This is a genomic window from Pseudomonas sp. NPDC089428 (assembly GCF_044749325.1).
Lineage (GTDB): Bacteria > Pseudomonadota > Gammaproteobacteria > Pseudomonadales > Pseudomonadaceae > Aquipseudomonas.
Genome location: NZ_JBIVHT010000001.1, coordinates 332,093 through 353,092 on the forward strand (window position 1 = coordinate 332,093; position 21,000 = coordinate 353,092).

36 protein-coding genes are annotated in these 21,000 nt (G+C 60.1%); 24 read left to right on the forward strand and 12 right to left on the reverse strand.

The window, feature by feature from the left end:
• Positions 1-26: 26 nt before the first annotated feature.
• From ACIPZ5_RS01740 to ACIPZ5_RS01775, 8 genes are all read right to left on the reverse strand, one after another.
• The gene (locus tag ACIPZ5_RS01740; RefSeq protein ID WP_400806217.1) at positions 27-242 is read right to left on the reverse strand and encodes a hypothetical protein; all 216 of its coding nucleotides are present in this window, start codon (positions 240-242) and stop codon (positions 27-29) included.
• Entirely contained in the window at positions 239-433 is a 195-nt protein-coding gene (locus tag ACIPZ5_RS01745) for a hypothetical protein (protein WP_400806220.1), read from the reverse strand. The genes ACIPZ5_RS01740 and ACIPZ5_RS01745 overlap by 4 nt, the downstream gene beginning before the upstream one ends.
• Complete coding sequence (locus ACIPZ5_RS01750) at positions 430-849, reverse strand: hypothetical protein (protein WP_400806222.1); 420 nt, start codon at positions 847-849, stop codon at positions 430-432. The genes ACIPZ5_RS01745 and ACIPZ5_RS01750 overlap by 4 nt, the downstream gene beginning before the upstream one ends.
• 529 nt (positions 850-1,378) lie before the next feature.
• The gene (locus ACIPZ5_RS01755) at positions 1,379-1,603 is read right to left on the reverse strand and encodes a hypothetical protein (protein WP_400806225.1); all 225 of its coding nucleotides are present in this window, start codon (positions 1,601-1,603) and stop codon (positions 1,379-1,381) included.
• Between the two features lie 452 nt (positions 1,604-2,055).
• Entirely contained in the window at positions 2,056-2,484 is a 429-nt protein-coding gene (locus ACIPZ5_RS01760) for a hypothetical protein (RefSeq protein WP_400806227.1), read from the reverse strand.
• Between the two features lie 186 nt (positions 2,485-2,670).
• Positions 2,671-3,162 carry a hypothetical protein gene (locus ACIPZ5_RS01765; protein WP_400806230.1) on the reverse strand — a complete coding sequence of 164 codons (492 nt, stop codon included), beginning with the start codon at positions 3,160-3,162 and terminating at the stop codon, positions 2,671-2,673.
• Entirely contained in the window at positions 3,159-3,431 is a 273-nt protein-coding gene (locus ACIPZ5_RS01770; protein ID WP_054883260.1) for a hypothetical protein, read from the reverse strand. The genes ACIPZ5_RS01765 and ACIPZ5_RS01770 overlap by 4 nt, the downstream gene beginning before the upstream one ends.
• Positions 3,432-3,549: 118 nt before the next feature.
• On the reverse strand, positions 3,550-4,347 hold the full coding sequence (locus ACIPZ5_RS01775) for a S24 family peptidase (RefSeq protein ID WP_400806232.1): 798 nt from the start codon (positions 4,345-4,347) through the stop codon (positions 3,550-3,552).
• 107 nt (positions 4,348-4,454) lie between these two features.
• On the opposite strand from ACIPZ5_RS01775, the gene ACIPZ5_RS01780 reads away from it, so the two are divergent.
• The 4 genes from ACIPZ5_RS01780 to ACIPZ5_RS01795 all read left to right on the forward strand — a co-directional run bounded on the left by ACIPZ5_RS01780 (position 4,455) and on the right by ACIPZ5_RS01795 (position 5,975).
• Entirely contained in the window at positions 4,455-4,661 is a 207-nt protein-coding gene (locus ACIPZ5_RS01780) for a Cro/CI family transcriptional regulator (protein WP_139671781.1), read from the forward strand.
• A gap of 30 nt (positions 4,662-4,691) precedes the next feature.
• A complete protein-coding gene (locus ACIPZ5_RS01785; RefSeq protein ID WP_027919780.1) occupies positions 4,692-4,880 on the forward strand; it encodes a hypothetical protein in 189 nt (62 codons plus the stop codon).
• Between the two features lie 19 nt (positions 4,881-4,899).
• Positions 4,900-5,079, forward strand: a complete 180-nt coding sequence (locus ACIPZ5_RS01790; RefSeq protein ID WP_400806235.1) for a hypothetical protein — start codon at positions 4,900-4,902, stop codon at positions 5,077-5,079.
• Positions 5,080-5,246: 167 nt separating this feature from the next.
• Complete coding sequence (locus ACIPZ5_RS01795; RefSeq protein ID WP_400806238.1) at positions 5,247-5,975, forward strand: Rha family transcriptional regulator; 729 nt, start codon at positions 5,247-5,249, stop codon at positions 5,973-5,975.
• 15 nt (positions 5,976-5,990) lie between these two features.
• Here the strand turns inward: ACIPZ5_RS01795 and ACIPZ5_RS01800 are convergent, their stop codons facing one another.
• On the reverse strand, positions 5,991-6,176 hold the full coding sequence (locus ACIPZ5_RS01800; RefSeq protein ID WP_400806686.1) for a hypothetical protein: 186 nt from the start codon (positions 6,174-6,176) through the stop codon (positions 5,991-5,993).
• Positions 6,177-6,750: 574 nt separating this feature from the next.
• Between ACIPZ5_RS01800 and ACIPZ5_RS01805 the strand changes: the two genes are divergently transcribed.
• From ACIPZ5_RS01805 to ACIPZ5_RS01835, 7 genes are all read left to right on the forward strand, one after another.
• Entirely contained in the window at positions 6,751-7,512 is a 762-nt protein-coding gene (locus ACIPZ5_RS01805) for a replication protein P (RefSeq protein WP_400806239.1), read from the forward strand.
• Complete coding sequence (locus ACIPZ5_RS01810) at positions 7,509-7,799, forward strand: hypothetical protein (RefSeq protein WP_400806241.1); 291 nt, start codon at positions 7,509-7,511, stop codon at positions 7,797-7,799. Before ACIPZ5_RS01805 ends, ACIPZ5_RS01810 begins: the two co-directional genes overlap by 4 nt.
• Before the next feature lie 99 nt (positions 7,800-7,898).
• On the forward strand, positions 7,899-8,297 hold the full coding sequence (locus tag ACIPZ5_RS01815; protein WP_137137297.1) for a recombination protein NinB: 399 nt from the start codon (positions 7,899-7,901) through the stop codon (positions 8,295-8,297).
• The gene (locus ACIPZ5_RS01820) at positions 8,297-8,599 is read left to right on the forward strand and encodes a nuclease domain-containing protein (protein WP_182408140.1); all 303 of its coding nucleotides are present in this window, start codon (positions 8,297-8,299) and stop codon (positions 8,597-8,599) included. Before ACIPZ5_RS01815 ends, ACIPZ5_RS01820 begins: the two co-directional genes overlap by 1 nt.
• Complete coding sequence (locus tag ACIPZ5_RS01825; RefSeq protein WP_400806244.1) at positions 8,596-8,955, forward strand: endodeoxyribonuclease RusA; 360 nt, start codon at positions 8,596-8,598, stop codon at positions 8,953-8,955. Before ACIPZ5_RS01820 ends, ACIPZ5_RS01825 begins: the two co-directional genes overlap by 4 nt.
• Positions 8,952-9,101, forward strand: coding sequence for a hypothetical protein (locus ACIPZ5_RS01830; protein WP_400806246.1), 150 nt, complete (start codon positions 8,952-8,954; stop codon positions 9,099-9,101). The genes ACIPZ5_RS01825 and ACIPZ5_RS01830 overlap by 4 nt, the downstream gene beginning before the upstream one ends.
• Entirely contained in the window at positions 9,098-9,784 is a 687-nt protein-coding gene (locus ACIPZ5_RS01835) for a hypothetical protein (RefSeq protein WP_400806248.1), read from the forward strand. Before ACIPZ5_RS01830 ends, ACIPZ5_RS01835 begins: the two co-directional genes overlap by 4 nt.
• Positions 9,785-10,081: 297 nt before the next feature.
• Here ACIPZ5_RS01835 and ACIPZ5_RS01840 read toward each other — a convergent pair whose 3' ends face one another.
• On the reverse strand, positions 10,082-10,741 hold the full coding sequence (locus ACIPZ5_RS01840) for a hypothetical protein (RefSeq protein WP_400806250.1): 660 nt from the start codon (positions 10,739-10,741) through the stop codon (positions 10,082-10,084).
• 93 nt (positions 10,742-10,834) lie between these two features.
• Here ACIPZ5_RS01840 and ACIPZ5_RS01845 point away from each other — a divergent pair, with 93 nt between their 5' ends.
• Together ACIPZ5_RS01845 and ACIPZ5_RS01850 are read left to right on the forward strand one after the other, a co-directional pair.
• Positions 10,835-11,161, forward strand: coding sequence for an MFS transporter (locus ACIPZ5_RS01845; RefSeq protein ID WP_400806252.1), 327 nt, complete (start codon positions 10,835-10,837; stop codon positions 11,159-11,161).
• Positions 11,158-11,469: a hypothetical protein gene (locus ACIPZ5_RS01850; RefSeq protein ID WP_400806253.1), complete on the forward strand. Its 312-nt coding sequence runs from the start codon at positions 11,158-11,160 to the stop codon at positions 11,467-11,469. Before ACIPZ5_RS01845 ends, ACIPZ5_RS01850 begins: the two co-directional genes overlap by 4 nt.
• 44 nt (positions 11,470-11,513) lie before the next feature.
• Here the strand turns inward: ACIPZ5_RS01850 and ACIPZ5_RS01855 are convergent, their stop codons facing one another.
• Entirely contained in the window at positions 11,514-11,900 is a 387-nt protein-coding gene (locus ACIPZ5_RS01855) for a hypothetical protein (RefSeq protein ID WP_400806255.1), read from the reverse strand.
• A 54-nt stretch (positions 11,901-11,954) separates the two neighbouring features.
• Entirely contained in the window at positions 11,955-12,164 is a 210-nt protein-coding gene (locus ACIPZ5_RS01860) for a hypothetical protein (protein ID WP_400806258.1), read from the reverse strand.
• Positions 12,165-12,235: 71 nt separating this feature from the next.
• On the opposite strand from ACIPZ5_RS01860, the gene ACIPZ5_RS01865 reads away from it, so the two are divergent.
• The 11 genes from ACIPZ5_RS01865 to ACIPZ5_RS01915 all read left to right on the forward strand — a co-directional run bounded on the left by ACIPZ5_RS01865 (position 12,236) and on the right by ACIPZ5_RS01915 (position 20,998).
• On the forward strand, positions 12,236-12,844 hold the full coding sequence (locus ACIPZ5_RS01865) for a putative metallopeptidase (RefSeq protein ID WP_400806261.1): 609 nt from the start codon (positions 12,236-12,238) through the stop codon (positions 12,842-12,844).
• 31 nt (positions 12,845-12,875) lie between these two features.
• A complete protein-coding gene (locus ACIPZ5_RS01870; RefSeq protein WP_400806263.1) occupies positions 12,876-13,337 on the forward strand; it encodes a DUF2280 domain-containing protein in 462 nt (153 codons plus the stop codon).
• The gene (locus ACIPZ5_RS01875) at positions 13,324-14,625 is read left to right on the forward strand and encodes a terminase large subunit domain-containing protein (RefSeq protein ID WP_400806266.1); all 1,302 of its coding nucleotides are present in this window, start codon (positions 13,324-13,326) and stop codon (positions 14,623-14,625) included. Before ACIPZ5_RS01870 ends, ACIPZ5_RS01875 begins: the two co-directional genes overlap by 14 nt.
• An 8-nt stretch (positions 14,626-14,633) precedes the next feature.
• Positions 14,634-16,052 carry a DUF4055 domain-containing protein gene (locus ACIPZ5_RS01880; RefSeq protein ID WP_400806268.1) on the forward strand — a complete coding sequence of 473 codons (1,419 nt, stop codon included), beginning with the start codon at positions 14,634-14,636 and terminating at the stop codon, positions 16,050-16,052.
• Complete coding sequence (locus ACIPZ5_RS01885) at positions 16,045-17,091, forward strand: minor capsid protein (protein WP_400806269.1); 1,047 nt, start codon at positions 16,045-16,047, stop codon at positions 17,089-17,091. The genes ACIPZ5_RS01880 and ACIPZ5_RS01885 overlap by 8 nt, the downstream gene beginning before the upstream one ends.
• 45 nt (positions 17,092-17,136) lie before the next feature.
• Positions 17,137-17,736 (forward strand): hypothetical protein, encoded by a 600-nt coding sequence (locus ACIPZ5_RS01890; protein WP_400806271.1) that lies wholly within the window; start codon positions 17,137-17,139, stop codon positions 17,734-17,736.
• 103 nt (positions 17,737-17,839) lie between these two features.
• On the forward strand, positions 17,840-18,550 hold the full coding sequence (locus ACIPZ5_RS01895) for a hypothetical protein (protein ID WP_400806273.1): 711 nt from the start codon (positions 17,840-17,842) through the stop codon (positions 18,548-18,550).
• Positions 18,551-18,562: 12 nt separating this feature from the next.
• Positions 18,563-19,531 (forward strand): major capsid protein, encoded by a 969-nt coding sequence (locus ACIPZ5_RS01900; RefSeq protein ID WP_200929288.1) that lies wholly within the window; start codon positions 18,563-18,565, stop codon positions 19,529-19,531.
• Positions 19,532-19,580: 49 nt separating this feature from the next.
• Positions 19,581-20,183: a hypothetical protein gene (locus ACIPZ5_RS01905; protein ID WP_400806276.1), complete on the forward strand. Its 603-nt coding sequence runs from the start codon at positions 19,581-19,583 to the stop codon at positions 20,181-20,183.
• A gap of 39 nt (positions 20,184-20,222) precedes the next feature.
• The gene (locus ACIPZ5_RS01910) at positions 20,223-20,615 is read left to right on the forward strand and encodes a protein singed (protein WP_400806279.1); all 393 of its coding nucleotides are present in this window, start codon (positions 20,223-20,225) and stop codon (positions 20,613-20,615) included.
• Between the two features lie 2 nt (positions 20,616-20,617).
• Positions 20,618-20,998 carry a glutamate 5-kinase gene (locus ACIPZ5_RS01915; protein ID WP_400806281.1) on the forward strand — a complete coding sequence of 127 codons (381 nt, stop codon included), beginning with the start codon at positions 20,618-20,620 and terminating at the stop codon, positions 20,996-20,998.
• The last annotated feature ends 2 nt before the right edge of the window (positions 20,999-21,000 follow it).

Sequence of the window (21,000 nt, forward strand, 5' to 3'; positions counted from 1 at the left end):
CGCCATGCGTCTGGCCTGCTGGCGGCTCACGTGCGGACCTCGTAGGCGAGGGTGCACATGCCGCAGAGGTAGGCCCGACCAGACCAAGCTGCCGGGTTCTCGATGTGGGCCAGGCGCGCCTGGTTCATGGCGTCTTCCATGGTTAGGCCCTTGAACACCATCAGGATGCGGTCGTCTGGCACTGCCTGGGAAACCTCAGCCACCTGGTCGTCGATGATCGACGGGAAAATAGGCGTAGTCATGCAACCTCCTTGCGCCCATTAACGATCTTGTTGAGGCGCCCGCAGTAGTGGTTGAATTCTTCGATGGTGATGCGCTGGTCGGCCAGCATTTCGGTTAGGAGCTTGAGGACCATGGATTGCCAGGACAGGGGAGTCGCTGGGTCGGCCATGGCGTCAAGCTCGTTGTCGATCAGGACGTGCGGGCTTTTCATCGCTCGTCCTCGGCCTGGGCCAGCACTCCTTCTTTCGCGAAGGGCGTGAGCAGGGTGCGGGCGATCTCCTGCAGCATGGCGTCAGGGTTGGCCACGCTCATGATCTCGTCGGCGGCTGATGCAGCTTCGCTGGTCGACTTGCAGCGCGCTGCCAGGACCAGGCGGCCCAGCACCGATTTGCTGATGTCCGACAGGCCGAGCTGGCCCATCACGAACTCGTCCACTGCGATGGCGAACCGCTCGAAGGTCACGCCACGCTGCCGGAAGTTGCGCTGGAACACCACATCACGGCGCGCCATCAGTTCGGCAATGCCGTCGTCGATCCAGCGTGCCTCAGCTTCCTCAGCCGCGCTTTCGCTCACCGCCGGCGGCAACTGGTTGTCGTAGTGCCATTGTGCTGCTCGAAGTGCGCCCATGGCATCCTCCTAGTGGTTGTGCAACCGCATTGGCCAGGAGCCAGGCGCGGGTGACCAAACCCACCGTGAAAGGTGGCCTGGCGCCTGCCAATGCGGTCGATGTGAAGGGAATGGGTGATGCAGATGCCGGGCGCTACCCCGGTAGCTGGCTTGGCGTGGACCCATCCAGCGGCGCAATTCGTTTACCCTCAGAGCGAGGGCAGGGACGTCCACAGGTACTTCGGTAACCGCGCCCGGAGCTGGGCGCTTCTCTGCATCGGGGTGTGATCTGGCTGGCGCTGATCTCCGGCTTGGCTATTAGCGGCCTCAGTGACACCGGGGTTTCACCGGGGCGAAGGTTTCAGCCGCTTATTGTTGGACTCGCCATGGCCATCTGGGCGCTTACTCACTTTGCCGGCCATGATTCCCGCGATCCACCAGGTCTTACACTCGCGCATCAGCCTGCGCATTCAGATCTCACTCCGATACAGCCTGCGAAGGGGAGCAGGGCATCGGGCAGTTAACGACAGGCTGTCGTGTCGCTGGTTGTCTACGGAAGAGGTTTTGCAAGGGCCAGGCGATCGAAGTACTTGGCGCGATATTTGTCCCACTGCGCACGGATGCTCGGGCGATCGGCGTAGCCCTTCGAGAGGCCGAACAGCTCGCGCTGCTCTTGAATCCAGCTCTGAATGTTTACGCAGACGCCGCGGGCGCGACGGGAACGGAACTGCTCAGTGGTTTCGCCTGGCTTGCGGAACTGGTTGATATTGCGCATCTGTTTGCCCTCCAGGGCTGTTGATTTCCCGTCTGGCCCTGTCGCCAAGGCCAGCCAGTGAAATCTGTTCTCTCTCAGGCCCCGGTCGCTCACCCGGTATCGCGCTTCCTGCATCTGTCGAGGCATGCGCGCCGCTTGGATGCCGCTCTATCGCGGCACACCTGATCGCACCAGAGCCCTGCGGGGATGGTGGCCTGCTATGCCTGCAGGCTCGGCGGTCTGGCTTGTTAAAGAGCGGTGAGGCTGGGGGCCTCCCGAGGGGCTGTGTAGCGCCTCGATGGATCAAGCATTACCAATGGCATTATTTATGTGTCAATGCCGCTGGTAATATTTTTTCATTCGGGCACAAAAAAACCGCTCAGTGGCGGGCTACAGGAAGGGGAAATTTAAAGCGCCAGGCCGGCGCGCAGGCATGAAAAAGCCCGCGTAGTGGCGGGCTTTCGTTTCAATCTTCAAAGGCTGGAGTATGTATCGTCCACCTTGCGCTTCTCGAGTGTATAGCGCTCTAGATCAATCTCCTTGGACGCTAGCTTGGAGTCCAGCGCGTCCATGTCGCGGCGCTTCAAGCTGGCTACATGAGCTTTAGTTGCTTGGTAGTTGATGGACTCTGCCGCATTGTAGCCACTGACCGGATCCCACAGGATCGAGATGGGCCAGAGCAGCAGATTCACAACGCCGTAGCCGTATGAGCGGCCATAGAATGAACCGCCACCCGGAAGAACGCCAAATCCAGCCGCGGTCCCAGGGCTTTTCTCCTGGACTGCCATGTTGTTGGCTCGATATTTTGCGAGCTCAGATTCTTGAGATGAGTTGAGCCCTGTGGCACAGCCAGTCGTCATTGCGATAACGGCAGCAGCCACAAGGGTGCGAAGTGCGAACATCCGTGACCCCTTGTTGGTTTTCTCAATTCTCCCCTACACGCGGGGAGTAGGGCGATTCTATCGCAGATGATGGCATTTTGCCTTATTCGCGCGAAACGTGACGGGGGAGCAGCGCAAACTCAGGAGTAGCACGTGGCGCGTGGCGTTGGCTGGGCATGAAAAAGCCCGCCGAGGCGGGCTCTAGGATCAGTGTGCGTGCTTGTCTCTTTCCGGTCTGAGCATGCTCAAAATATCCAGTAACTGATTTAGCGTTGGAACCGAGGTCAGCCTACGGGTCAGCAGTCCGCCAGCTACAAAGACCATTGTCCAAGCGAAAATTATCGAGAGGCAGAGGACAGAGATAATAGGATTTCGGACGACATGGAACAGCATGCAGCTGGTCATGATCTTCCGCTTAGCATCCGGCGTCGATTTGTCCCCTGGTTTGCTGACCAGAGCCAGGTATGGAATGATTGGGATCGACAACACCACGGCCAGTGGCAAAAACCAGCATTTGGTCGCGATGAAGTAAGCCCCGAACATCGATCGGGCATCATCTTCAGATACGTCATCCCGCTCAATGTAATCGGTAACCAGCTGAGATGCCTTTTCCCTCAGCGGAAGGGACCGGGATCTGCAGAGTCGCCAGTATCCGACAGTCAAAGCTGCCAGCAGGCTAGCTACGACAAATTCGATCATTTCCCTTTACCTCCGGACTTCTTGCCCTTGGCAAGCTTCTTTTTGAAAGCCTTCTCGGCCTTCTCATCCGCTGCGCGCTCAGGCCTCCCAATCTTACCCCAAGTATAGATAGCATAGAGAGGGCAGACGATGATCATGATCACGCAGAAATGACCTAGGTACGCCGACTTGGCGTAAATCATTTCCAGGAGCCCTTTCAGTGAGTCAATCGCCAGGGACAGGTCTTTGATCGGCGACGGGCCGGCAGATTCGTCCTTGGTGGGGCTCATGCAGCATTCATCCTAAAACAAATCCTTCAAAATTTCTCAGAAAATGGCCTCGGCATGTGTCACACATCGCATTGCGTGGCCGTCCCAGCCCAGGATCAGCGGCAATTGCTCTCTTTCTCTAGAGAAGCACTGAGTACCAGAACACCTTTCCCAACACGCTGATCCCGCTCTCAGCCAGCTGCTGCGCGGTGTACTCCTCATCCGGGTGCTCATCCTGGTTGAAGCTGCGGAAGCGCAGGCCGCCGCCCGGCATCCTGTACAGCGTCTTCACGCGCAGCTCGCCGCCGTGGTCGATGGCATACATCTTCCCGTCTTTCACAGCGGTCGACGCCTTATCCACTCCAACCGTGCTCCCATCAGGAAGGACCGGCTCCATGCTGTTGCCATGCACGGTGACGCACACAGCCTGGTCAAACTGCACGCCTTGGTTGCGCAGGGTCTGCTTGCCGAACCGAAGCTTTCTGCTGCTCGACTTCTCGATAACGGTACGTCCCGATCCAGCGGACAGTTCAACTTCCTTAAGGAACGGCACGTAGACCTCGTCGTCGTCGAGCGGTGTTTCGTCGTCCCAGACGGAGACCGGGCCGAGCATGGTGGCGTTGGCCAAAGCGTTTCCAGCAGCAGGCCCAGCTTTAGAGACGATCAATGCTGCAGCCGCAATCCCTTCGATTTCGTCGGCAAGCCGATCACTGAAATCGCGTACCGGCACTTGCAGGATGCGGGAGAAGGCTGCTGCAACCTGAGCGTTGAGCGGATTAACGCCATTCAGATAATGACTCACGGAGCTCTGATTCATTTCGAGCAGATGAGCCAGCTTCTCCTGGGTAAGCCCCAGGTCCTTCTTCTTCGAATTGAAGATCCCCTTCAAGCGAAGGCATTCAGCTTTTCGATCTTCTGGTAGCGCGCGTTTTTTCATGCGGCGAATCGTATTCCTAGCGGTAATACACAACAAACGCCGATGGCATTGAAATTTAAAAATGCCATAGGTAATATTATTCCATGAGCAATCCATGGAGACAGCCCATGAGCCGAATTCACATAGCGCAGTTCGCCAGCCAGCGCGGCCAGGCAGAAGCTGCCGCACTTCTTGGGATGACCCAAGGCGCTTTGAGCAAAGCAATCCGCGTAGGCCGGGTTGTGTTTGTTACTGAAAACGCAGACGGGAGCTTCAGCGCTGAAGAAATTCGGCCGTTCCCGTGTCAGGTGGCGATCAAGAAGACTGCCGCTTAATCCATTCCCCCAACAAGGAGCCTCCCCTGCATGTACGCCAATCCCAAGCACCTGCACGACCGCGAGATCAAGGTCCGGGTCGATGAGGACACGTTTGAACTAATTCAGGCGCTGGCCAAGTTCCACCGCACTCAGCGCGCTGTGCTCTGCCGCGAACTGCTGGAAGCGCAGCTGGCTGCCCTGGCTTCGGAGAATACCGGCGATCAGCACGTGGCCTGAAGGCCCTTAGGAGGGGCCAATGCCTATCGAACAGATCGGCTTGGACCAGGAATTGACGAATCAGCTTGAGCAGGAAGCGAAAAGAAGGGGCATCAGCCCTGAAGAACTAGCTGCAGAGCTGATCCGAAAAGAGCTGGCAAGCCGAACGAAGCCTCGCAACCCAAGAGGCAATGTGAAGCCGTTCCACGTCAGGTCCTGATCAGGCCCTGATAAGCCCGAATTGCGGGCACAAAAAAGCCGGGATTGCGGCCCGGCCTTTTCAACTGCATATGACTGGAGTCGATTATGCATATCCAACCACCAGATGTACAGGGCCTCCAGAGGCCCGCGCCACAAAATGCAGCTAGCGGATTTGTGGCGCGCACAATGTCGTCCAAGGAGATTGCCAGCTTGACTGGCAAACGCAATGACAACGTAAAGCGCGACATTGTCGCCATGCTGAAAGATCTCAAGGTCGATCCCCTCACTTTTGAGGGCATCTATCTCGACGGGAGAAACCGAGAGCAGGTGCAGTACCTGCTTGATCGTGAGCACACCGATTGCCTGCTGACCGGCTACAGCCCGGCCCTGCGCATGAAGGTGATCCGCCGCTGGCGTGAGCTGGAGGGTCAGTCCGAAGCCCGCCAAGCGGTGACGGCCAATGGCACCAAGGTGATTGGTGAGATCGCCATCATGGAGTGCTTCACGCGCCTGCTGAAGCCGGCTCCATCGAGCCAACTGGCGATGCTGACCAAGATCGCCGAGAACAACGGGCTAGACCCGCAGTTCCTCCCGAGCTACGCCATCGACTCACCACCGGATGCCACAGGTGGAAGCTCAATGCCAACCATGGCTGTGACAGCTCTGCTCAAGCGCCACGGAGTGAACACTTCGGCCCCTGCTTTCAACCGTGCCCTAGCCGGGCTCGGCTTCCTCCAGGCTCGAACACGGCAGAACAGCAAGCGCGAACCTGTGTGCTTCTGGTCTGTGACTGATAAGGGCCTGCGCTACGGCAAGAACATCACCAGCCCTCAGTGCCCGCGAGAAACGCAGCCGCACTGGTACATCGATCGTTTCGAAGAACTCGTCGACCTGGTCGGCGTGGGAGCCAAGTAATGGCCGGAGACTGGATCAAAATGCGCGTAGATCTTCAGACGCATCCGAAAGTTTTCCGCATGGTGTCCGCATTGCGTGCGGACAGATTGCGGGTGATCGGCGGACTGCATGTCGCCTGGAGCATCTTTGACACGCACTCTGCCGATGGCGTGTTGCATGGATACACCACCGACGCCATGGATGCTGTGATCGGCTGGCCAGGCTTCACTCAGGCCATGGTGGATGTCGAATGGGCGGACATCGATGAGCATGGAAGCCTTGTCATGCCTCGCTTTGACGAGCACAACGGGGCCAGCGCAAAGCGCCGCGCCAACGACAGTGAGCGCAAGCGAGTTTCTCGAAAGGCTGATTCTGTCCGCAATTCGTCCGCAGATAATGCGGACAAAATGCGGACCAGAGAAGAGAAGAGAAGAGAAGAGAAAGAGCAAGATCAAAAGCCTTCGTCATCGAGCGATGACGGTGACCTGTTTGGCCGGTTTTGGAAGCTCTACCCGCGAAAGGTAGGCAAGGCCAATGCCGAGAAGGCCTGGTCGAAGCTGAAGGTCGACGCCGACCTGTTCGAACGCATGGCCTGCGCGTTGGATGCCTGGGCGGTTTCGCCGGACTGGACCAAGGACGGCGGCCAGTTCATCCCGCACCCGGCCACCTGGCTGAACGGCAAGCGCTGGGATGACGAACTGCCGGCTCCCAGTAATGTCCACCCGTTCCCGCCTCGGCGTCAGGGCAATGGTCCGGACTTCAACGACACCACATGGGCTGATGACCTGGGGGGCTTATGAGCACGCCAGCCAAGCCCAAGAGCGCCACCCAGATCATGGCCACGGCCCGTAACCTGCCCGCCGAGGCGCAGGCTACGGCCAAACAGCTGGACCCTGGCACCACCGAAGTGGTCAACGCCCTGTTCAAGGAGCTGCAGGCCATCTTCCCGGCGTGGAAGCAGGCCTGGCCGGATGACGAGGCGCTGAAGGCGGCCAAGCGCAGCTGGATCAAGTCGTTCGTCGCCGCGGGGATCAACACGCTCGAGCAGATTCGCTTCGGCATCCAGAAGTGCCGGGTGCTGGGTACCGACTTCGCCCCGAGCAGCGGCAAGTTCATCAAGCTGTGCCAGCCGACGCCGGAGGAAATGGGCATTCCGCCGCTTGCGCGGGCCCTGGCAGAGGCGCTGGAGAATTTCCACCCCAGCAGGGCAAGGTCGCGCGTTTGGACACACGCAGCGGTGCGCCACGCGGCCCTGCAATGCGAGGCGCAGAACCTGGGGTCGATGGAGGTGGAACGGGCCGAAAAAATTTTCGCCCGGGCCTACGACATCACGATCCGCATGCTGGTCGCTGGTGAGCCACTGGGCGACATCGCCACCGGCATCGGTCACGACAGCCAGAAGAGCGCCGCGCAGTTAGCCGACGAGTACGCCGCCCAGAAGCAGGTTCGCCTGCTGGAGATCCAGCAGATCCCAACCAGCGCCGCCGCGTGCCGTGCCCATCTGCTGGCCAAGTTGAACATCAAGCGCGCCGGGCAGCCGGCCGGGGAGGGGGCATGACCGACGAGATGCGTGCCGAATTCGAGGTCGCTTTCCGGGCTCAGTTCGGGTTTGGCGCTTCTGACATTCAAGAGGCAAAGGACGCTGAGGCTGCAGCGATTATGGGTTGTGCTCTGTGGGCCTGGGAGGCTTCCCGCGAGGCTGTGGTGGTTCAGATGCCGAACCGAGCAAGTGAGGCCTACCGCGAGGAGTTCGACGACGTGGAGGGCGGCAGCTTCAACGAGGCGGCCTACATCCGCGACGTGCGCAAGGCGATCGAGGCCCAGGGTCTGAAGGTGGCGCCATGAGAACCACAATGACCCTGATCCTACTGCTGGCCCTGTCCGGCTGCCAGGTCTGCTGTGACGCCCAAGGCGAGAGCTGCGCGGCGCGCTGTGAGGTGAGCCATGACTGAGTTCCTGATGCGAAGCATGGGCGACGTCAGCGCGCTGCTGGGGCGCCTGCAGGCTCAAGACTTCACCAAGCCCAAGCTGATCGTCATCCGCGACGAGAAGCGCCCGGATGTCTGCAACCGAAAGATGTGGGCCATGCTCCGCGACGTCTCCCAGCAAGTGGAGTGGTACGGCCGCAAGCTCACCGATGAGGACTGGAAGCACATCTTCAGTGCGGCGGTGCAGAAGCAGGATGCGGTGCCGGGCATCGATGGTGGCTTCGTCGTCCTGGGCGTCTCGACCCGCAAGCAGTCGCAGAAGTGGTTCAGCGACCTGTTCGAAGTGATGCATGCCTTCGGCGCTGAGCATGGTGTGCGCTGGACTGAGCCGGATCGGTGGGGAGGGCAGTACTGATGCGCGTCGTATCCAAGAAGGTGCGCGAGAGCGCCCGCGGCCAGGACTGCACCGTCCGCATTCCCGGCACCTGCAACTTCAACCCGGAGACCACCGTACTGGCGCACCTGCCGTGCGGGCAGAAGGGCATGGGTATGAAGGGCTTCGACACCGTGGCGGTATACGCCTGCAGCGCCTGTCACGACGTGCTCGACGGCCGCGGGAAGGGCGAGGTGGACTGGTCCGACATGCCTCGGGCGATCGCTGAGACTCATGAGGCCCTGATCCGGGCCGGCATCTTGACCATCAAGGGGGCCGCATGACGGACCTGACACTACCGTGGCCACCGACCGTGTGTAGCCCGAATGCCAGGGTGCACTGGACCAAGAAGAGCAAAGCGGCCAAGTCATACCGGGCAGCCTGCCACCTGCTGGCCAAGCAGGCCGGCATCAAGGCGCCGGAGGGGGATGCACTGCTCATGCTCGAGTTCGTTCCGCCCGATCGACGCCGGCGCGACGACGACAACCTGCTGGCGATGTTCAAGGCTGGCCGTGACGGGCTGGCAGATGCCTTGGGCATCGACGACAACGTGTTCGCCACCCAGATCAAGGTGAGCAAGGAAACGATCAAGGGCGGCGCCGTGCGCGTTCGTATACAGGCACAGGAGACAGCAGCATGACACCAGAATGGGCATTTCTGATTCTGGCCACCCTCACGGTGGTGGGCGGCGCATCGCTGTCCTGGGCCGGCGCGGTCCGCCGCAAGCGCTGCTACGAAGAGTTTCTGCTGAAGAAAAACAATCGCATCCAGGGAGAACGACCATGAAAGTAATCAGCGCCCGCCAAGTTTGGCACGACGCACTGCACGAGAACCGCGCATCCGCCCTGGCAGTCGCCGCAGAGCAGGCCGCCCTGGGCAAGAAGGGTGGCTCCGGCGATGTGAAGATCATGGTCATGCTGGAGAATCACGACGGCCAGGAAGTGTGCAAGGTGTACGAGGTTCGCAAGGAAGGTGTGCATGAGACCCGCCCGGGGCGCCGCCTCACCAACGACCGCTGCGCGCACATGCTGACCGCCGGCCTGGTGCTGCAGGCAATAGACTCGCTGCCAAAGTCGCTGCGCCACCTCGGGCACTTCCTGTACTCCCCAGTGGCCAGCGGTAACGACCTGAGCATCTCCCATGGCTTGGTATGGCTTGGGAGCGGCCTGGAGGCGCTCACAGACCGCAAGAAGCAGCGAGCCTACTGGATGGCCATGGCAGCGTTGCAATCGCACAAAATCCTCGTCCACGGCGGCGAGGCGATGGGGCCTGGTGCAGTGTGCATGTTCGTCGAGGATCGCACGGGCGAGAAGATGAACCCGCAGAACTGGGCCAGGGACTGGCAAGAGGTATGGGATGCGCTCTGCACCCAGGTCGACAAGTTGGACAAGCAGGCGCTTAAGCCAGTTGCTCGGGTGGTGGAAAGGCTCCGTGAGCGCAATGACGAGGCACAGGAAATAGCCGCTTGACAGTTTGAGGAGTGTTTTGGCACTATTTCGCCATCGTCATAATTTCGCCTTTGGCGAAAACATCCTGAGCCCGGCCCAAAAAGCCGGGTTTTTTGTTGCCCATCGAGGGCTTCAAGAGTCCCGGTCGCGAGCCGGGATATTTGTGCCAGTAAGAAACGCAACTGCAGCCAGGGCAGCCCTCGCGGGGGCCTGGACACTGGTAGCCGGTAGTGTGCAAAAAAAACAGCGGCAGCCAACTTGTCATGGGCTCCAATGCTTTAGCGCTTATCCGCGCCAGCCTAGAGGCTTGGTCGCGGATCAAAAGTCTCTCAAGTTGTTCCGCAGGTTGAACCAGGTCATATGGACTGGATATTTTTCCACCGCATCGTGAATTGACTTGTAAGCCGATAACGGGTCGATTTTTGCTTCTGGCCAGTCTGCGAAAGAGTGAACGATTACTGCCGAGACAGACTGGATGATTCTTCCAGACTCGCCATCCGCGTAGAAGTAATCTGGGTAGCCAGTGGCTAAAGGAGCAAGCAATAGGTAAATCTGATGTCGCCAGTGCTCTTCATGGCTTTCGCACTCACGAATGAGCTGAGGATCAGAAATTTCATGCTTAGCAACCCTGTATTCTTCTATCAGGCGAGCTGCGGTGAGCCAATTCAGTCTGTTTTGTGGTGGGACTAGCGCGTCAGGATCCCGTCCTCGTAGCGCCAAGTAAGCGCGCTCGATAGTGGTAATCGCATATTGCAATAGCCGCTCGTTTTCAATTCGAGTTCTCGTTGAAAGCTCCTCTTCCTGCCTGGCTTTTTCAGCATTGGCCAACGTCAGGGTGTGATTACGGTCATTCCTCTTGATAGCTTGAAAGGCTGCTTGCGCGGATAGCAAACCCGCTATTGCCGAAACGGCACCGGCCGTAGCAGCGATGGTATTCGCGTTTGTCGCTATCCATGCCAATGCCTGATTAGGGTCCATGACTTGATCTCCGTCCAAGTTGAAAGAACTCGGCAGGTAAGATAACTCATATCACTACACGACAAAGCAGCGTGCTTCTTAGGAGTCGAGCGCATGGAGCTTTTTCACCGCCTGCTCGAAAAGCTCGACTGGGCTATAGCGGGCCTATTGGGGGCCTTGGTAGCGACCCGCTGGCACAAGGATGACCTGACAGACCGAAAGGCCTGGATCCTGTTCCTGCTCACCGGCATGGCCTGCGCCCACTACCTCACCGGCATGGTGAGCGGGTACTTCGGCATCACCGAGCCTCGTAGCGTGGCCGGGGTAGGGTTCCTGCTCGGCACCTTCGGCGGTTCGCTCATCGCCGCCGTTACCCGAGCGATCAGAGCCGCCGATCTGTGGTCTGTCATCAGGTCCAAGTTCGGAGGACCTAGCTCATGACATACGAATACATCAACGCCATCGCGGCCGGCCTCATCGCCATCTGGGCAACCTGGTGCGTGCTGAGCGGAAAGGTGCGCGATGGGGTGATCGGCAAGGTGCTGTACGCGATCATTGCCATCAGCGGCTACGCTATCCTGGCCCGGTCCGAGCGCATGTTCTTCACCGCCAATACGGCCTGGGCCACGCTGATGGTATCGCTGGCCCTCGCCGGGATGCGGCACATGTTCATGCTGACCTACTGGCCCCGCGTGAAGCGCTGGATCTGCCGCCACTTGGACTGCGAGCGCTGCAAGCCGGTTGAGTGATCGGCGCCACAAAATCGAGATGCGCCGTTTCGTAGCGCGACCCGCTACGGGTTTTCAGCGACAAATCGTTGCAGGCCGTCGAGCGTGTACGAGAGCTCGAATTTCACTTCGTTCAACCCCCGAGCCCAAAGCTCGCTTTTGGGGTTTGTGTCAGTGCGCAAGCGGAAATTTGCCGACGTGCTTCTGACTGCCGGCCCGAAGAAGTACTGCTCCAATTCAGTTTTTGCGGTTTTTCGCCCCGAGAGAGTCTCGTACTTGGCTGATTCCTTGATCTCGTGCTTGAGAGTGGCAAGACGGCTTCTCAGTGAGTTAATGCTGCTCGGGGAAAGCCTCGATTTGTCTGAGGCTTCGTCAACTAAGCTCCGCGCCTCGTCATGCCAGCGCTGAAGTTTGGCAGCAATCGCTTGGGCTTCCTGATGATCAATGTCCATGTCGGTTCCACGCTGGGGTTGAGGTGTGCCGCAAGTGAGTGCGGCACGAGGTCGTCACTTAACTTTCAGAGCTTCTTGAATATGGTCGGCGTATTCGCTAAGCCTGGCCATTTCTCTCTCTAGATGGGTTATGTGCGCGCCGCTTTGACCGGCCTTCATCCCGATTACTTCTAAGGCGGCGGCCACTGCGTTGGCTCTCCGTTGTTGAGCTGTATAGTCGAGGTCGCCTGCTGCTTTGACTGCTGCAAGTATCGATTGAGACATGACATCTTCCTTCCATTGATGGAACGTTACCAATACCGGCAACAAGCCACCATTTCAAGATGCAGGGCCATATGAGCAGACCGATTCCGCCTGACGACCTGCTCGAATCGCTATGGTTGACCCTGCGCCCGGCCGCCGGTGTGTGGGATTGGGTGCAGAGCGAGATCCTTGCAGACACAGGCAGCATCCATAACCCAGAGCATGCCCATCTGATTGACGCCAACATCGGCGTGCTGTGGGCTTCCAGCGGGTTCGCCAAACAGGGGCGGGTTGTTCTTGGCCAGGCCGAGCAGCTCATGTTCCGCGCTGGCGGGTGGCAGAAGGCCCGGCAAGAGCAGCAGATGCGGCAGTGGTTCGGTGAGGAGCCGACCTACCTCATCACCCTGGCTGCCGACTACTGCGCCATTTGCACCGACGCTGAGTTCTGCGCCTTGGTCGAGCATGAGCTTTACCACATCGCCCAGGCGACCGATGAGTACGGCGCACCAAAGTTCACCCAGGAGGGGCTGCCCAAGCTCTACCTGCGCGGCCATGACGTAGAAGAGTTCGTCGGTGTGGTGAGGCGCTACGGTGCCAGCAACGATGTACAGCAGCTGATCGACGCTGCAAGCCGGCCGCCTGAGGTGGCCAAGATCAACATTTCGAGGGCCTGCGGAACCTGTCTGCTCAAGTCTGCCTGACCTTTGACAGACCTAAGACGGAATTGAACCTATGGCGGCCCTGAGCAACGAGGTGAAAGCCTTCATCGTTCAGGCCTTGGCCTGTTTCGATACCCCGGCGCAAGTGGCGGCCTCCGTCCGAGAAGAATTCGGCCTCGAGGTGAGTCGCCAGCAGTGCGAATCGCACGACCCGACAAAGAGCGCTGGCAGGGACCTGGCCAAGCGATGGCGGACGCTGTTTGACGACACCCGTAAGCGGTTCCGTGAAGAGACATCCGAGATCCCCATCGCGAATCGGGCATTCCGCCTCCGGACGCTGGGCAGGATGGCCGAGAAGGCCGAGTCCATGAAGAACATGGCCCTGACTGCCCAACTACTGGAGCAGGCGGCCAAAGAGGTCGGCGACGTTTACGTGAACCGCCAGACCAAGAACGAAAATCCCCACGACAATGTGCTGCCCACGCGGGTGCAGGTCGACGTGGTGGATGCGAGGAAGCCTGATGCCGTCACTTAACGTGCCCCAGGCTAACTTCCTCCGCATGGAGAACAAGTTCCGCGGCTTCGTGGCCGGGTTCGGCTCGGGCAAGACCTGGGTGGGCTGCGCTGCGCTGTGCAAGCACGTGTGGGAGTGGCCCCGGATCGACTCCGGCTACTTCGCCCCCACGTACCCGCAGATTCGCGACATCTTCTTCCCGACCATCGAGGAGGTCGCCTTCGACTGGGGCCTGAAGGTCAAGACGAAGGAGAGCGACAAGGAAGTCGAGTTTTACAGCGGCGGCCAGTACCGCAGCACGACCATCTGCCGCTCCATGGAGAAGCCCCAGACCATCGTGGGCTTCAAGATCGGGCACGCCCTGGTCGATGAACTCGATGTTCTGCCCGCGCTGAAGGCCGAGCACGCCTGGCGCAAGATCATTGCCCGGATGCGTTACAACGTGCATGGGCTGAAGAACGGCGTGGATGTGACCACGACCCCTGAGGGGTTCAAGTTCGTCTATCAGCAGTTCGTGAAGCAGCTGCGCGAGAAGCCCGCCCTGCAGGGCATGTACGGCCTAGTGCAAGCCAGCACCTTCGACAACGAGCTGAACCTGCCGCCAGACTACATTCCGTCGCTGATGGAGTCGTACCCGGCCCAGCTGATCCTGGCCTACCTGAATGGCCAGTTCGTCAACCTAAACTCCGGGTCGATCTACCACGCCTACGACCGGAAGCTGAATTCCTGCTTCGACACCGTAGAGCCTGGAGAACCCCTGTTCATCGGCATGGACTTCAACGTCGGCAAGATGGCGGCGATCGTCCATGTCAAGCGGCCTGACGGCAAGCCCAGGGCAGTGGATGAGCTGATCGACGGCTTCGATACCCCGGACATGATCCGGCGCATCAAAGAGCGCTACTGGCGGCACAACGGCCGGGACTACGAGAGGACCTGCGAGATCCTGATCTATCCCGATGCCTCGGGCGGGTCGCGCAAGTCGGTGAATGCCAGCGAGACGGACATCGCCATCCTGCGCCAGGCCGGGTTTAGCGTCATCGCCCCTGACGCCAACCCGCCGGTAAAGGACCGGATCAACGCCATGAACGCGATGTTCTGCAACGCGAATGGCGAGCGGCGTTACCTGATCAACCCACTGTGCTGCCCGACCTATGCAGACGGCCTGGAGCAGCAGGTATGGGCTGCCAACGGCGAGCCCGACAAGAAATCCGGCGTGGACCACGCGAACGACGCAGGTGGCTACTTCATCCACCACGACTATCCGATCAGCAGGCCGGTTACCCACGTACCCATCACGTTCACATTCTGAGGCCACCCATGCCGAACTTCATTCCCCGGGCAGAGTACTCGGAGGCCTTGCCCGGCTGGCAGCTGGTCAAACGCTGCGTGGCTGGCGCCCGCGAGGTGCGCAAGCACGACGAATACCTGCCGATGCCGGACCCGGAGAACAGGTCCCCGGAGAACCTGGCGCGGTACAAGCAGTACAAGAAGCGGGCGATGTTCCTGAACATCACCGGCCGCACGCGCACCGGACTGCTGGGCGCGGTGTTCCGCAAGACCGCTGAGCTGCAGCTGCCCACTGGTGTCGATTACCTGAAAGAGAACGCTAGCGGCGACGGCACGAGCCTGGAGCAGCTTTCCAAGGATGCCGTAGGGGAATGCCTGGACGTTGGCCGGGGCGGGTTCCTGGTGGACTTTCCGGCCGTTGAAGGCGTGTCCTCGATGGCGGACATGCAGGGCCGTCGCGCTTTGATCCACCACTACGGCGCCGAGTCGATCATTGACTGGGATGAGCAGGTGATCGATGGCGTGAAGCGGCTGGTATACGTCTGCCTACTCGAATGCGTCTCGCAGTTCAGCCCGGACAGCCTGGAACGCACCACTGACACCCAGTACCGCGTGCTCCTGCTGGTTGATGGCCGCTATGAGCAGCGCGTCTACGACAAGGATGGCAACAGCTACACCAGCGCCAGCCCGCTCGACAAGGATGGCCGGCCATTCGACCACATCCTGTTCAGCTTCTACGGATCGCAGAACAACGACGCCAGCGTCGACAAGTCGCCCTTGGAAGACCTGGCCGACGTGAACATCCTCCACTATGGCAATAGCGCCACTGTGGAGGAGAGCGGCTTCATCAGCAGCCAGCCCACGCTGTTCATCACCACCGACATCAGCGCCGACGAGTTCGCCAAGGTGAACCCGAACGGTATGCACATCGGTTCTACCCGGGGCTACAACCTCGGCAAGTCAGGGGATGCGAAGCTTGTCCAGGCGACCGAGAGCCAGCTGGCCCGCACGCTGATGAAGGACAAGGAAGAGCAGATGCTGATGATCGGCGCGCGTATCGTCCAGAAGGCTGGCAGCGCCGAGACAGCAGAAGCCGTGCGCATCCGCTATAGCTCGGACAACAGCGTGTTGGGCACGATTGCTGGCAACGTGTCTGAGGCCCTGAAGCGGGCCATTCTCGACGCCGAGCGCTTCATGCTGGGCGAGCCGGACGAGGAAGGGACAGTCTTCTGGCTCAACCAATCGTTCTTCGACGAGGCCATGACCGCCCAGGACATCCTGGCCCAGGTCCAGCTCTGGCAGCAGGGCCTGATCGCGAAGTCGGACCTGCGGGTCAATCTGCGCCAAGGCGGAATCCTTGAGGCAGACCGTACCGACGATAAGATCGACGACGAGATCGCAGAGCAGCCGCCGGTGACCGGCAACGACACCGGAGCAGGCAATGAGTAACGACGGATACCTGGCTGACGCAGCGACGCGGCACCAGGTGTACGTCCAGCGCTATGCCGGTGGCACGCTCAAGCGCCTGGCCAAGTTCATTAACAAGGCCATAAGCACGGCAAAATCGCGAGTTTCAGAGGGATTGAGCCGGTACGGCACCCAGCGATACGAGCGGCAGATCGACGAGCTACAGGGCGGCCTGGCGGAGATCTACGGCGACATGAAGCAGCAGGCCGTGCTGGATCTCACCGAGTTCGGCGGCTACGAGGCGCAGTTCAACATGAACCTGCTTGGGCGCGTCGTGCTTGCAACGGTTCAGCTGAACACGCCGAGCATCGAGCAGGTAGCGGCTGCCGCGCTGGCTGATCCCCTCGACCTTGAGGTCGGGAAGGGCCGGCAGCGCATCAGCATCAGCGGCGCGCTCGACCAGTTCGGCGCAAAGAAGAGCGCTGACATCATCAGCGAGATCCGCATCGGCTCCGCCCTTGGCGAGACGAACGGGCAGATCAGCCGGCGGCTCACGTCGCTGGGCGTCCAGCAGCGAGACCAGGCCACAGCGCTGGTCCGGACCATGACCAACCATATCGCCAGCTCTGCTCGGCAGCAGGTCATGGACGACAACGACGACATCCTCAAGGGGAAGCGCAGGGTTGCCACTCTGGATAGCCGGACGACACCTCTCTGCCGAGCACTGGACGGCACCGTGGTCCCGATGAGCGCACCGTCGCCGCCGTTCCACTGGAATTGCCGAACCACCGAAATACCGGTGCTCAAGGACGAATTCGCCCGGGAGATCCCAGGATCGACCAGACCGGCGGTGGGCGCCGGTGGCGTCGAGCAGGTCAGCAGCCGCTCAACCTACGGCGAATGGCTCGCGCGGCAGCCGGCAGCATTCCAAGAGGATGTGCTGGGCCCTGCGCGCTACAAGCTGTTCAGCAAGGGAGAGCTCAGCATTGACCGCTTCGTCGATGACAACGGCAAGACGCTGACCCTCAAGCAACTGCGCGAGCGAGAGCCGATGGCTTTCGAGCAGGCCGGTATCAGTTAGACTTTGCATGTTTACAACTCGGCGCGGTCCATTATGAATCGATGGTTGATTTCACTCATTGCAGTAGTAGTTGTTGGTTTTCCTGTTGTTTTCACAGCCGGAATGACGGTTGCTCTGGTTTTCGCGGCGGACGCTAATCCTGCTGAAGTTCTGAGGACCGTTTTCGGCTCAGTGGGCGATTGGGTATCAGGGATAGGGGCTCTTTCTGCTGCGGTGATTGCAGTTTATCTCGCGAACAAACAGCGCGAAGACAGCCTACCGAAAGTCGAAATCAGTCAAAGCGCAGATTCGCGCGGATTCTGCATTGAGATCATTTCGGTAGGAGAGCGCAGTGTGCTGCTCAAGGGGGCTTACCTGCGCTCCCGTAGACTGGATGGACAAGCACGGCTAACGCGAGAAGACGTATTCCCGAAACGTTTGGAGTTTGGTGATGTTCTGCCTATCCATGTCAAAGGTCACCAGTATCGAAATTTTTCCAATTTTATCAGCGGTCATGATGGGCAGTGTGACTTGTCTGATTTAGAGGTGGTAGTCAATACAAGTACGAGGTCCTTCGTTGTTCCCGCAGATGACTTATTTATCGATCTAGTCCAAGGAACTATTAGCTTGGACTCCCACCATAAGGGTGAAGCGGAACCTACATAACGGATTTTTCTAATCGTTTTCTGTGAATTTGAACAAGCCTCGCTAATGCGGGGTTTTTTTATGCCTGCAGGCGGGGCCTGCTCAACGTCTCTGGGAGACAGCAATGACCTTGAAATTCCAACTGGACAGCCTCGAAGGCGTCGAAGAATCGGTAGCAGCCCTGTACGTCGAGAAGGACGGCAAGTTCTTCCTCGGCATCGAGGGCCTGCCGCAGCAGGAGGATGTCACCGGCCTGAAGGCCAAGGTGGAAGAGCTCCTGGGCGAGAAGAAGGCCGCCGAGAAAGCCCGCCGCGAGGCCGAAGAAAAGGCGCGCGCCGAGGCCGAAGAGGCTGCCCGCAAGTCGGGCAACGTCGAAGAGCTCGAAAAGTCCTGGTCCGAGAAGTACAACCGCCGCGAAGCTGAGCTGACTGGCACCATCGAAAGCGAACGCGCCACCCTGCAAAGCCAGATCCGGGATCTGACCGTAGGCCGCACCGCCACCGAGATCGCGACTGCTCTGGCCGTGCCAGGCAGCGCCAAGGCATTGCTTCCCCACATCGAACGCCGGCTGAGCGTCGAGCAGCGCGACGGTAAACCAACCGTTGTCGTGCTGGACGCCGCCGGCAAGCTCTCGGCGGCAACGCTGGACGAGCTGAAAGCAGAATTCACCAACGATCCGGCCTTCGGCCCGCTGATCGCTGGTAGCAAGGCATCTGGCGGCGGGGCCGGGGGTGCTGGAAAGGGCGGCGGGGCCGCAAAAGGCAATTTCGGCGGTAACAAAGCGGAACGCACGGCGGCGATCGCCAGCCGGTTCCCAGACCTCCCTCAATCGTAAGGAAAAACACCTATGTCCCTGTCGCAAATGCAGGTTTTCAACGAGTACATCATGCCGGCGACCATCGAGACGCTGGATCAGATGCTCGTTGCGTTCAACGCCGCCAGCCGCGGCGCCATCGTGCTGTCCCCGGACGGCTTCACCGGCGACTTCCTCCAAGAGTCGTTCTTCCAGACCCTGGCTGCTGCCCAGCGCCGCGTGGATCGATACGCTGCCAACGGTGCCGCGCCGATCACCGACCTGACCGAGCTTAAAAACACTTCGGTGAAGGTTGCCGGCGGCTTCGGCCCGGTCCGCTATGAGCCGTCGCAGATGACCTGGCTGGAGCGCCCAACCGCCCAAGGCGTCGAGGTGGCATCCCGGGCGTTCGCTGAGATCCTGCTGAAGGACCAGCTGAACACCGCAATCGCCGCGCTGGTTGCAGCGATCACTGCCCAGGCCGCAGCCGTCAACGATGTCTCGGCAACTGCCGGCATCACTCAGGTCGGTCTGAACAACGCCCACGCCAAGTTTGGTGACGCCAGCCAGAACCTGGTAACCCAGGTGATGCAGGGCACCACCTACCACAAGCTGATCGGCCAGGCCCTGACCAACTCCGAGCAGCTTTTCCAGGCCGGCAACGTCCGCGTTGTCGACATCCTCGGAAAGGTCTCGGTGGTAACCGATGCCCCGGCGCTGATGCAGGCCGGCACCCCGAACAAGGAAATTATCCTGTCCCTGGTTCAGGGCGCAGCACTGGTGCACGACGGCCGCAACATGGTCAGCAACGTGTCGACCACCAACGGCAAGGAGCGCATCGAGACCACCCTGCAGGTGGACTACGACTTCGGCCTGGGCCTCAAGGGCTACACCTGGGATCAAACCAACGGCGGCAAATCCCCGACCGATGCCGAGATCGCCACCGGTACCAACTGGGACAAGACCGCCACCAGCATCAAGCACACCGCCGGTGTTGCTCTGATCGGTGACGCTTCTAAGTAAACCCTGATGGCGGGCTGGGCCTATGGCCTGGCCTGCTGAGGATATGCGCATGAGCAGAAACAACATCTGGTATCTGGCAGGGCCGTTCCACCAGTACCAGGAGAACGTCAAGGAGCTAGCCCGGGAACATGGGCTGGTCATTGTCGACAGCAACGTGGCGGAGGGTCGCAAAGGCGCTGCCAAGGACGTTCCCGAGGTAACCATTCGCCCCGAGCTGCAGGCCCTGGCGGTGGTCGTCGAGGCCGGCAGTTTGAGCCAGGACGTTGTCGATCGCTTGACCGCTGAGCTCGGCTCCATCGGCGTGATCGTCGAATCGTTCGCGGTACAGAGCTTGGAGCGCCCTTCGGGTGACCTGGGCGAAACAGCGTCGCGCCTGTGCGAGGTGCTGGAGGCGGTGAACGCCGGCGTTTCCAGCCTCAAGCGTGAGCGCGACGGTGAAGTGGAGAAGGTCTTACGCCTGGAGCAGGAGAAGGCAGACCTGCTGAAGCAGAATGCCGAACTGCTCAAGCAAGTCGAATCCCTCAAGCCAGCAAACGCTGACCCAGAGGTCGAAGCGCTCAAGGCCAAGCTCGACGCTGCGAGCGTCTCCTACCGCTCAAATGCCTCGAAAGAAGCTCTGCAGAAGCAGGTCGCTGACCTCGATAAGCAGTAATCCAGGGGCTGCGGCCCCAATCATTCAAGCGGAGGCCGGATGGCTACCTACATCACTGTGGCCGACGTAGACGCCATCCTTGGGCCTGACTGGGCAGCTCCAGAGCTGAAGGGGGAGGCGGTCTTCGAGGCGAATGCCTACCTGACTTCGCTTAACCTGGTCGGCATCGACATGGACAACATCCCTGACGATGTGAAGGAGGCAGGCGCACGGCTGGCCAAGTGCGCCTCCCAAGGAAAGCTTTACCAGCAGCAGACCGAGGGCTCGCTCGAGGCGAAGACGGTCAAGGCCGGATCGGTATCGACCAGCAAGACCTTCGGCTCGATCGACAAGACCAGCACTGCAGCCCAGCCAGCCTGTGTGCAGCTGGCACTGGCCCTGCTGACGCCCTGGCGCAGCAATCCGTTCGCGTTTGCTGTAAAAAGGGGATAGCCATGGGGCTCCGCGACGAAATCCAGGCAGACCTGGCCGAGGCCTTCGACGAAGACCTGGCCGACGCGGTATCGACGTTCACCGGTACCTACATGGGGCCCGGCGTCTGGGACCCGGTAAACGAGACCACCACGGCGCAGCCAGTGACCTACACCGGGCGCGGTGTGCTCGACAGCTACGACACCCGCCGCATCGACGGCCTGAACATCCTGGTGGGCGACGTATTGCTGATCTGCCTGGCCAATGAGGTCACGGATAGGCCGGCGGTTGGGCACCAGATCACGGTCGACGACCTGCTCACCGGTCAGCAAGTCACGTACCGCATCGTCAGCCCAGGAATCGATCCGGCCAAGGCGCACTACGAAATCCAGCTGAGGAAGTGACC

Coding starts and splice junctions, on each gene's coding strand:
- ACIPZ5_RS01740 (WP_400806217.1), bottom strand. CDS start 242: ATGACTACGCCTATTTTCCCGTCGATCATCGACGACCAGGTGGCTGAG.
- ACIPZ5_RS01745 (WP_400806220.1), bottom strand. CDS start 433: ATGAAAAGCCCGCACGTCCTGATCGACAACGAGCTTGACGCCATGGCC.
- ACIPZ5_RS01750 (WP_400806222.1), bottom strand. CDS start 849: ATGGGCGCACTTCGAGCAGCACAATGGCACTACGACAACCAGTTGCCG.
- ACIPZ5_RS01755 (WP_400806225.1), bottom strand. CDS start 1,603: ATGCGCAATATCAACCAGTTCCGCAAGCCAGGCGAAACCACTGAGCAG.
- ACIPZ5_RS01760 (WP_400806227.1), bottom strand. CDS start 2,484: ATGTTCGCACTTCGCACCCTTGTGGCTGCTGCCGTTATCGCAATGACG.
- ACIPZ5_RS01765 (WP_400806230.1), bottom strand. CDS start 3,162: ATGATCGAATTTGTCGTAGCTAGCCTGCTGGCAGCTTTGACTGTCGGA.
- ACIPZ5_RS01770 (WP_054883260.1), bottom strand. CDS start 3,431: ATGAGCCCCACCAAGGACGAATCTGCCGGCCCGTCGCCGATCAAAGAC.
- ACIPZ5_RS01775 (WP_400806232.1), bottom strand. CDS start 4,347: ATGAAAAAACGCGCGCTACCAGAAGATCGAAAAGCTGAATGCCTTCGC.
- ACIPZ5_RS01780 (WP_139671781.1), top strand. CDS start 4,455: ATGAGCCGAATTCACATAGCGCAGTTCGCCAGCCAGCGCGGCCAGGCA.
- ACIPZ5_RS01785 (WP_027919780.1), top strand. CDS start 4,692: ATGTACGCCAATCCCAAGCACCTGCACGACCGCGAGATCAAGGTCCGG.
- ACIPZ5_RS01790 (WP_400806235.1), top strand. CDS start 4,900: ATGCCTATCGAACAGATCGGCTTGGACCAGGAATTGACGAATCAGCTT.
- ACIPZ5_RS01795 (WP_400806238.1), top strand. CDS start 5,247: ATGTCGTCCAAGGAGATTGCCAGCTTGACTGGCAAACGCAATGACAAC.
- ACIPZ5_RS01805 (WP_400806239.1), top strand. CDS start 6,751: ATGAGCACGCCAGCCAAGCCCAAGAGCGCCACCCAGATCATGGCCACG.
- ACIPZ5_RS01810 (WP_400806241.1), top strand. CDS start 7,509: ATGACCGACGAGATGCGTGCCGAATTCGAGGTCGCTTTCCGGGCTCAG.
- ACIPZ5_RS01815 (WP_137137297.1), top strand. CDS start 7,899: ATGACTGAGTTCCTGATGCGAAGCATGGGCGACGTCAGCGCGCTGCTG.
- ACIPZ5_RS01820 (WP_182408140.1), top strand. CDS start 8,297: ATGCGCGTCGTATCCAAGAAGGTGCGCGAGAGCGCCCGCGGCCAGGAC.
- ACIPZ5_RS01825 (WP_400806244.1), top strand. CDS start 8,596: ATGACGGACCTGACACTACCGTGGCCACCGACCGTGTGTAGCCCGAAT.
- ACIPZ5_RS01830 (WP_400806246.1), top strand. CDS start 8,952: ATGACACCAGAATGGGCATTTCTGATTCTGGCCACCCTCACGGTGGTG.
- ACIPZ5_RS01835 (WP_400806248.1), top strand. CDS start 9,098: ATGAAAGTAATCAGCGCCCGCCAAGTTTGGCACGACGCACTGCACGAG.
- ACIPZ5_RS01840 (WP_400806250.1), bottom strand. CDS start 10,741: ATGGACCCTAATCAGGCATTGGCATGGATAGCGACAAACGCGAATACC.
- ACIPZ5_RS01845 (WP_400806252.1), top strand. CDS start 10,835: ATGGAGCTTTTTCACCGCCTGCTCGAAAAGCTCGACTGGGCTATAGCG.
- ACIPZ5_RS01850 (WP_400806253.1), top strand. CDS start 11,158: ATGACATACGAATACATCAACGCCATCGCGGCCGGCCTCATCGCCATC.
- ACIPZ5_RS01855 (WP_400806255.1), bottom strand. CDS start 11,900: ATGGACATTGATCATCAGGAAGCCCAAGCGATTGCTGCCAAACTTCAG.
- ACIPZ5_RS01860 (WP_400806258.1), bottom strand. CDS start 12,164: ATGTCTCAATCGATACTTGCAGCAGTCAAAGCAGCAGGCGACCTCGAC.
- ACIPZ5_RS01865 (WP_400806261.1), top strand. CDS start 12,236: ATGAGCAGACCGATTCCGCCTGACGACCTGCTCGAATCGCTATGGTTG.
- ACIPZ5_RS01870 (WP_400806263.1), top strand. CDS start 12,876: ATGGCGGCCCTGAGCAACGAGGTGAAAGCCTTCATCGTTCAGGCCTTG.
- ACIPZ5_RS01875 (WP_400806266.1), top strand. CDS start 13,324: ATGCCGTCACTTAACGTGCCCCAGGCTAACTTCCTCCGCATGGAGAAC.
- ACIPZ5_RS01880 (WP_400806268.1), top strand. CDS start 14,634: ATGCCGAACTTCATTCCCCGGGCAGAGTACTCGGAGGCCTTGCCCGGC.
- ACIPZ5_RS01885 (WP_400806269.1), top strand. CDS start 16,045: ATGAGTAACGACGGATACCTGGCTGACGCAGCGACGCGGCACCAGGTG.
- ACIPZ5_RS01895 (WP_400806273.1), top strand. CDS start 17,840: ATGACCTTGAAATTCCAACTGGACAGCCTCGAAGGCGTCGAAGAATCG.
- ACIPZ5_RS01900 (WP_200929288.1), top strand. CDS start 18,563: ATGTCCCTGTCGCAAATGCAGGTTTTCAACGAGTACATCATGCCGGCG.
- ACIPZ5_RS01905 (WP_400806276.1), top strand. CDS start 19,581: ATGAGCAGAAACAACATCTGGTATCTGGCAGGGCCGTTCCACCAGTAC.
- ACIPZ5_RS01910 (WP_400806279.1), top strand. CDS start 20,223: ATGGCTACCTACATCACTGTGGCCGACGTAGACGCCATCCTTGGGCCT.
- ACIPZ5_RS01915 (WP_400806281.1), top strand. CDS start 20,618: ATGGGGCTCCGCGACGAAATCCAGGCAGACCTGGCCGAGGCCTTCGAC.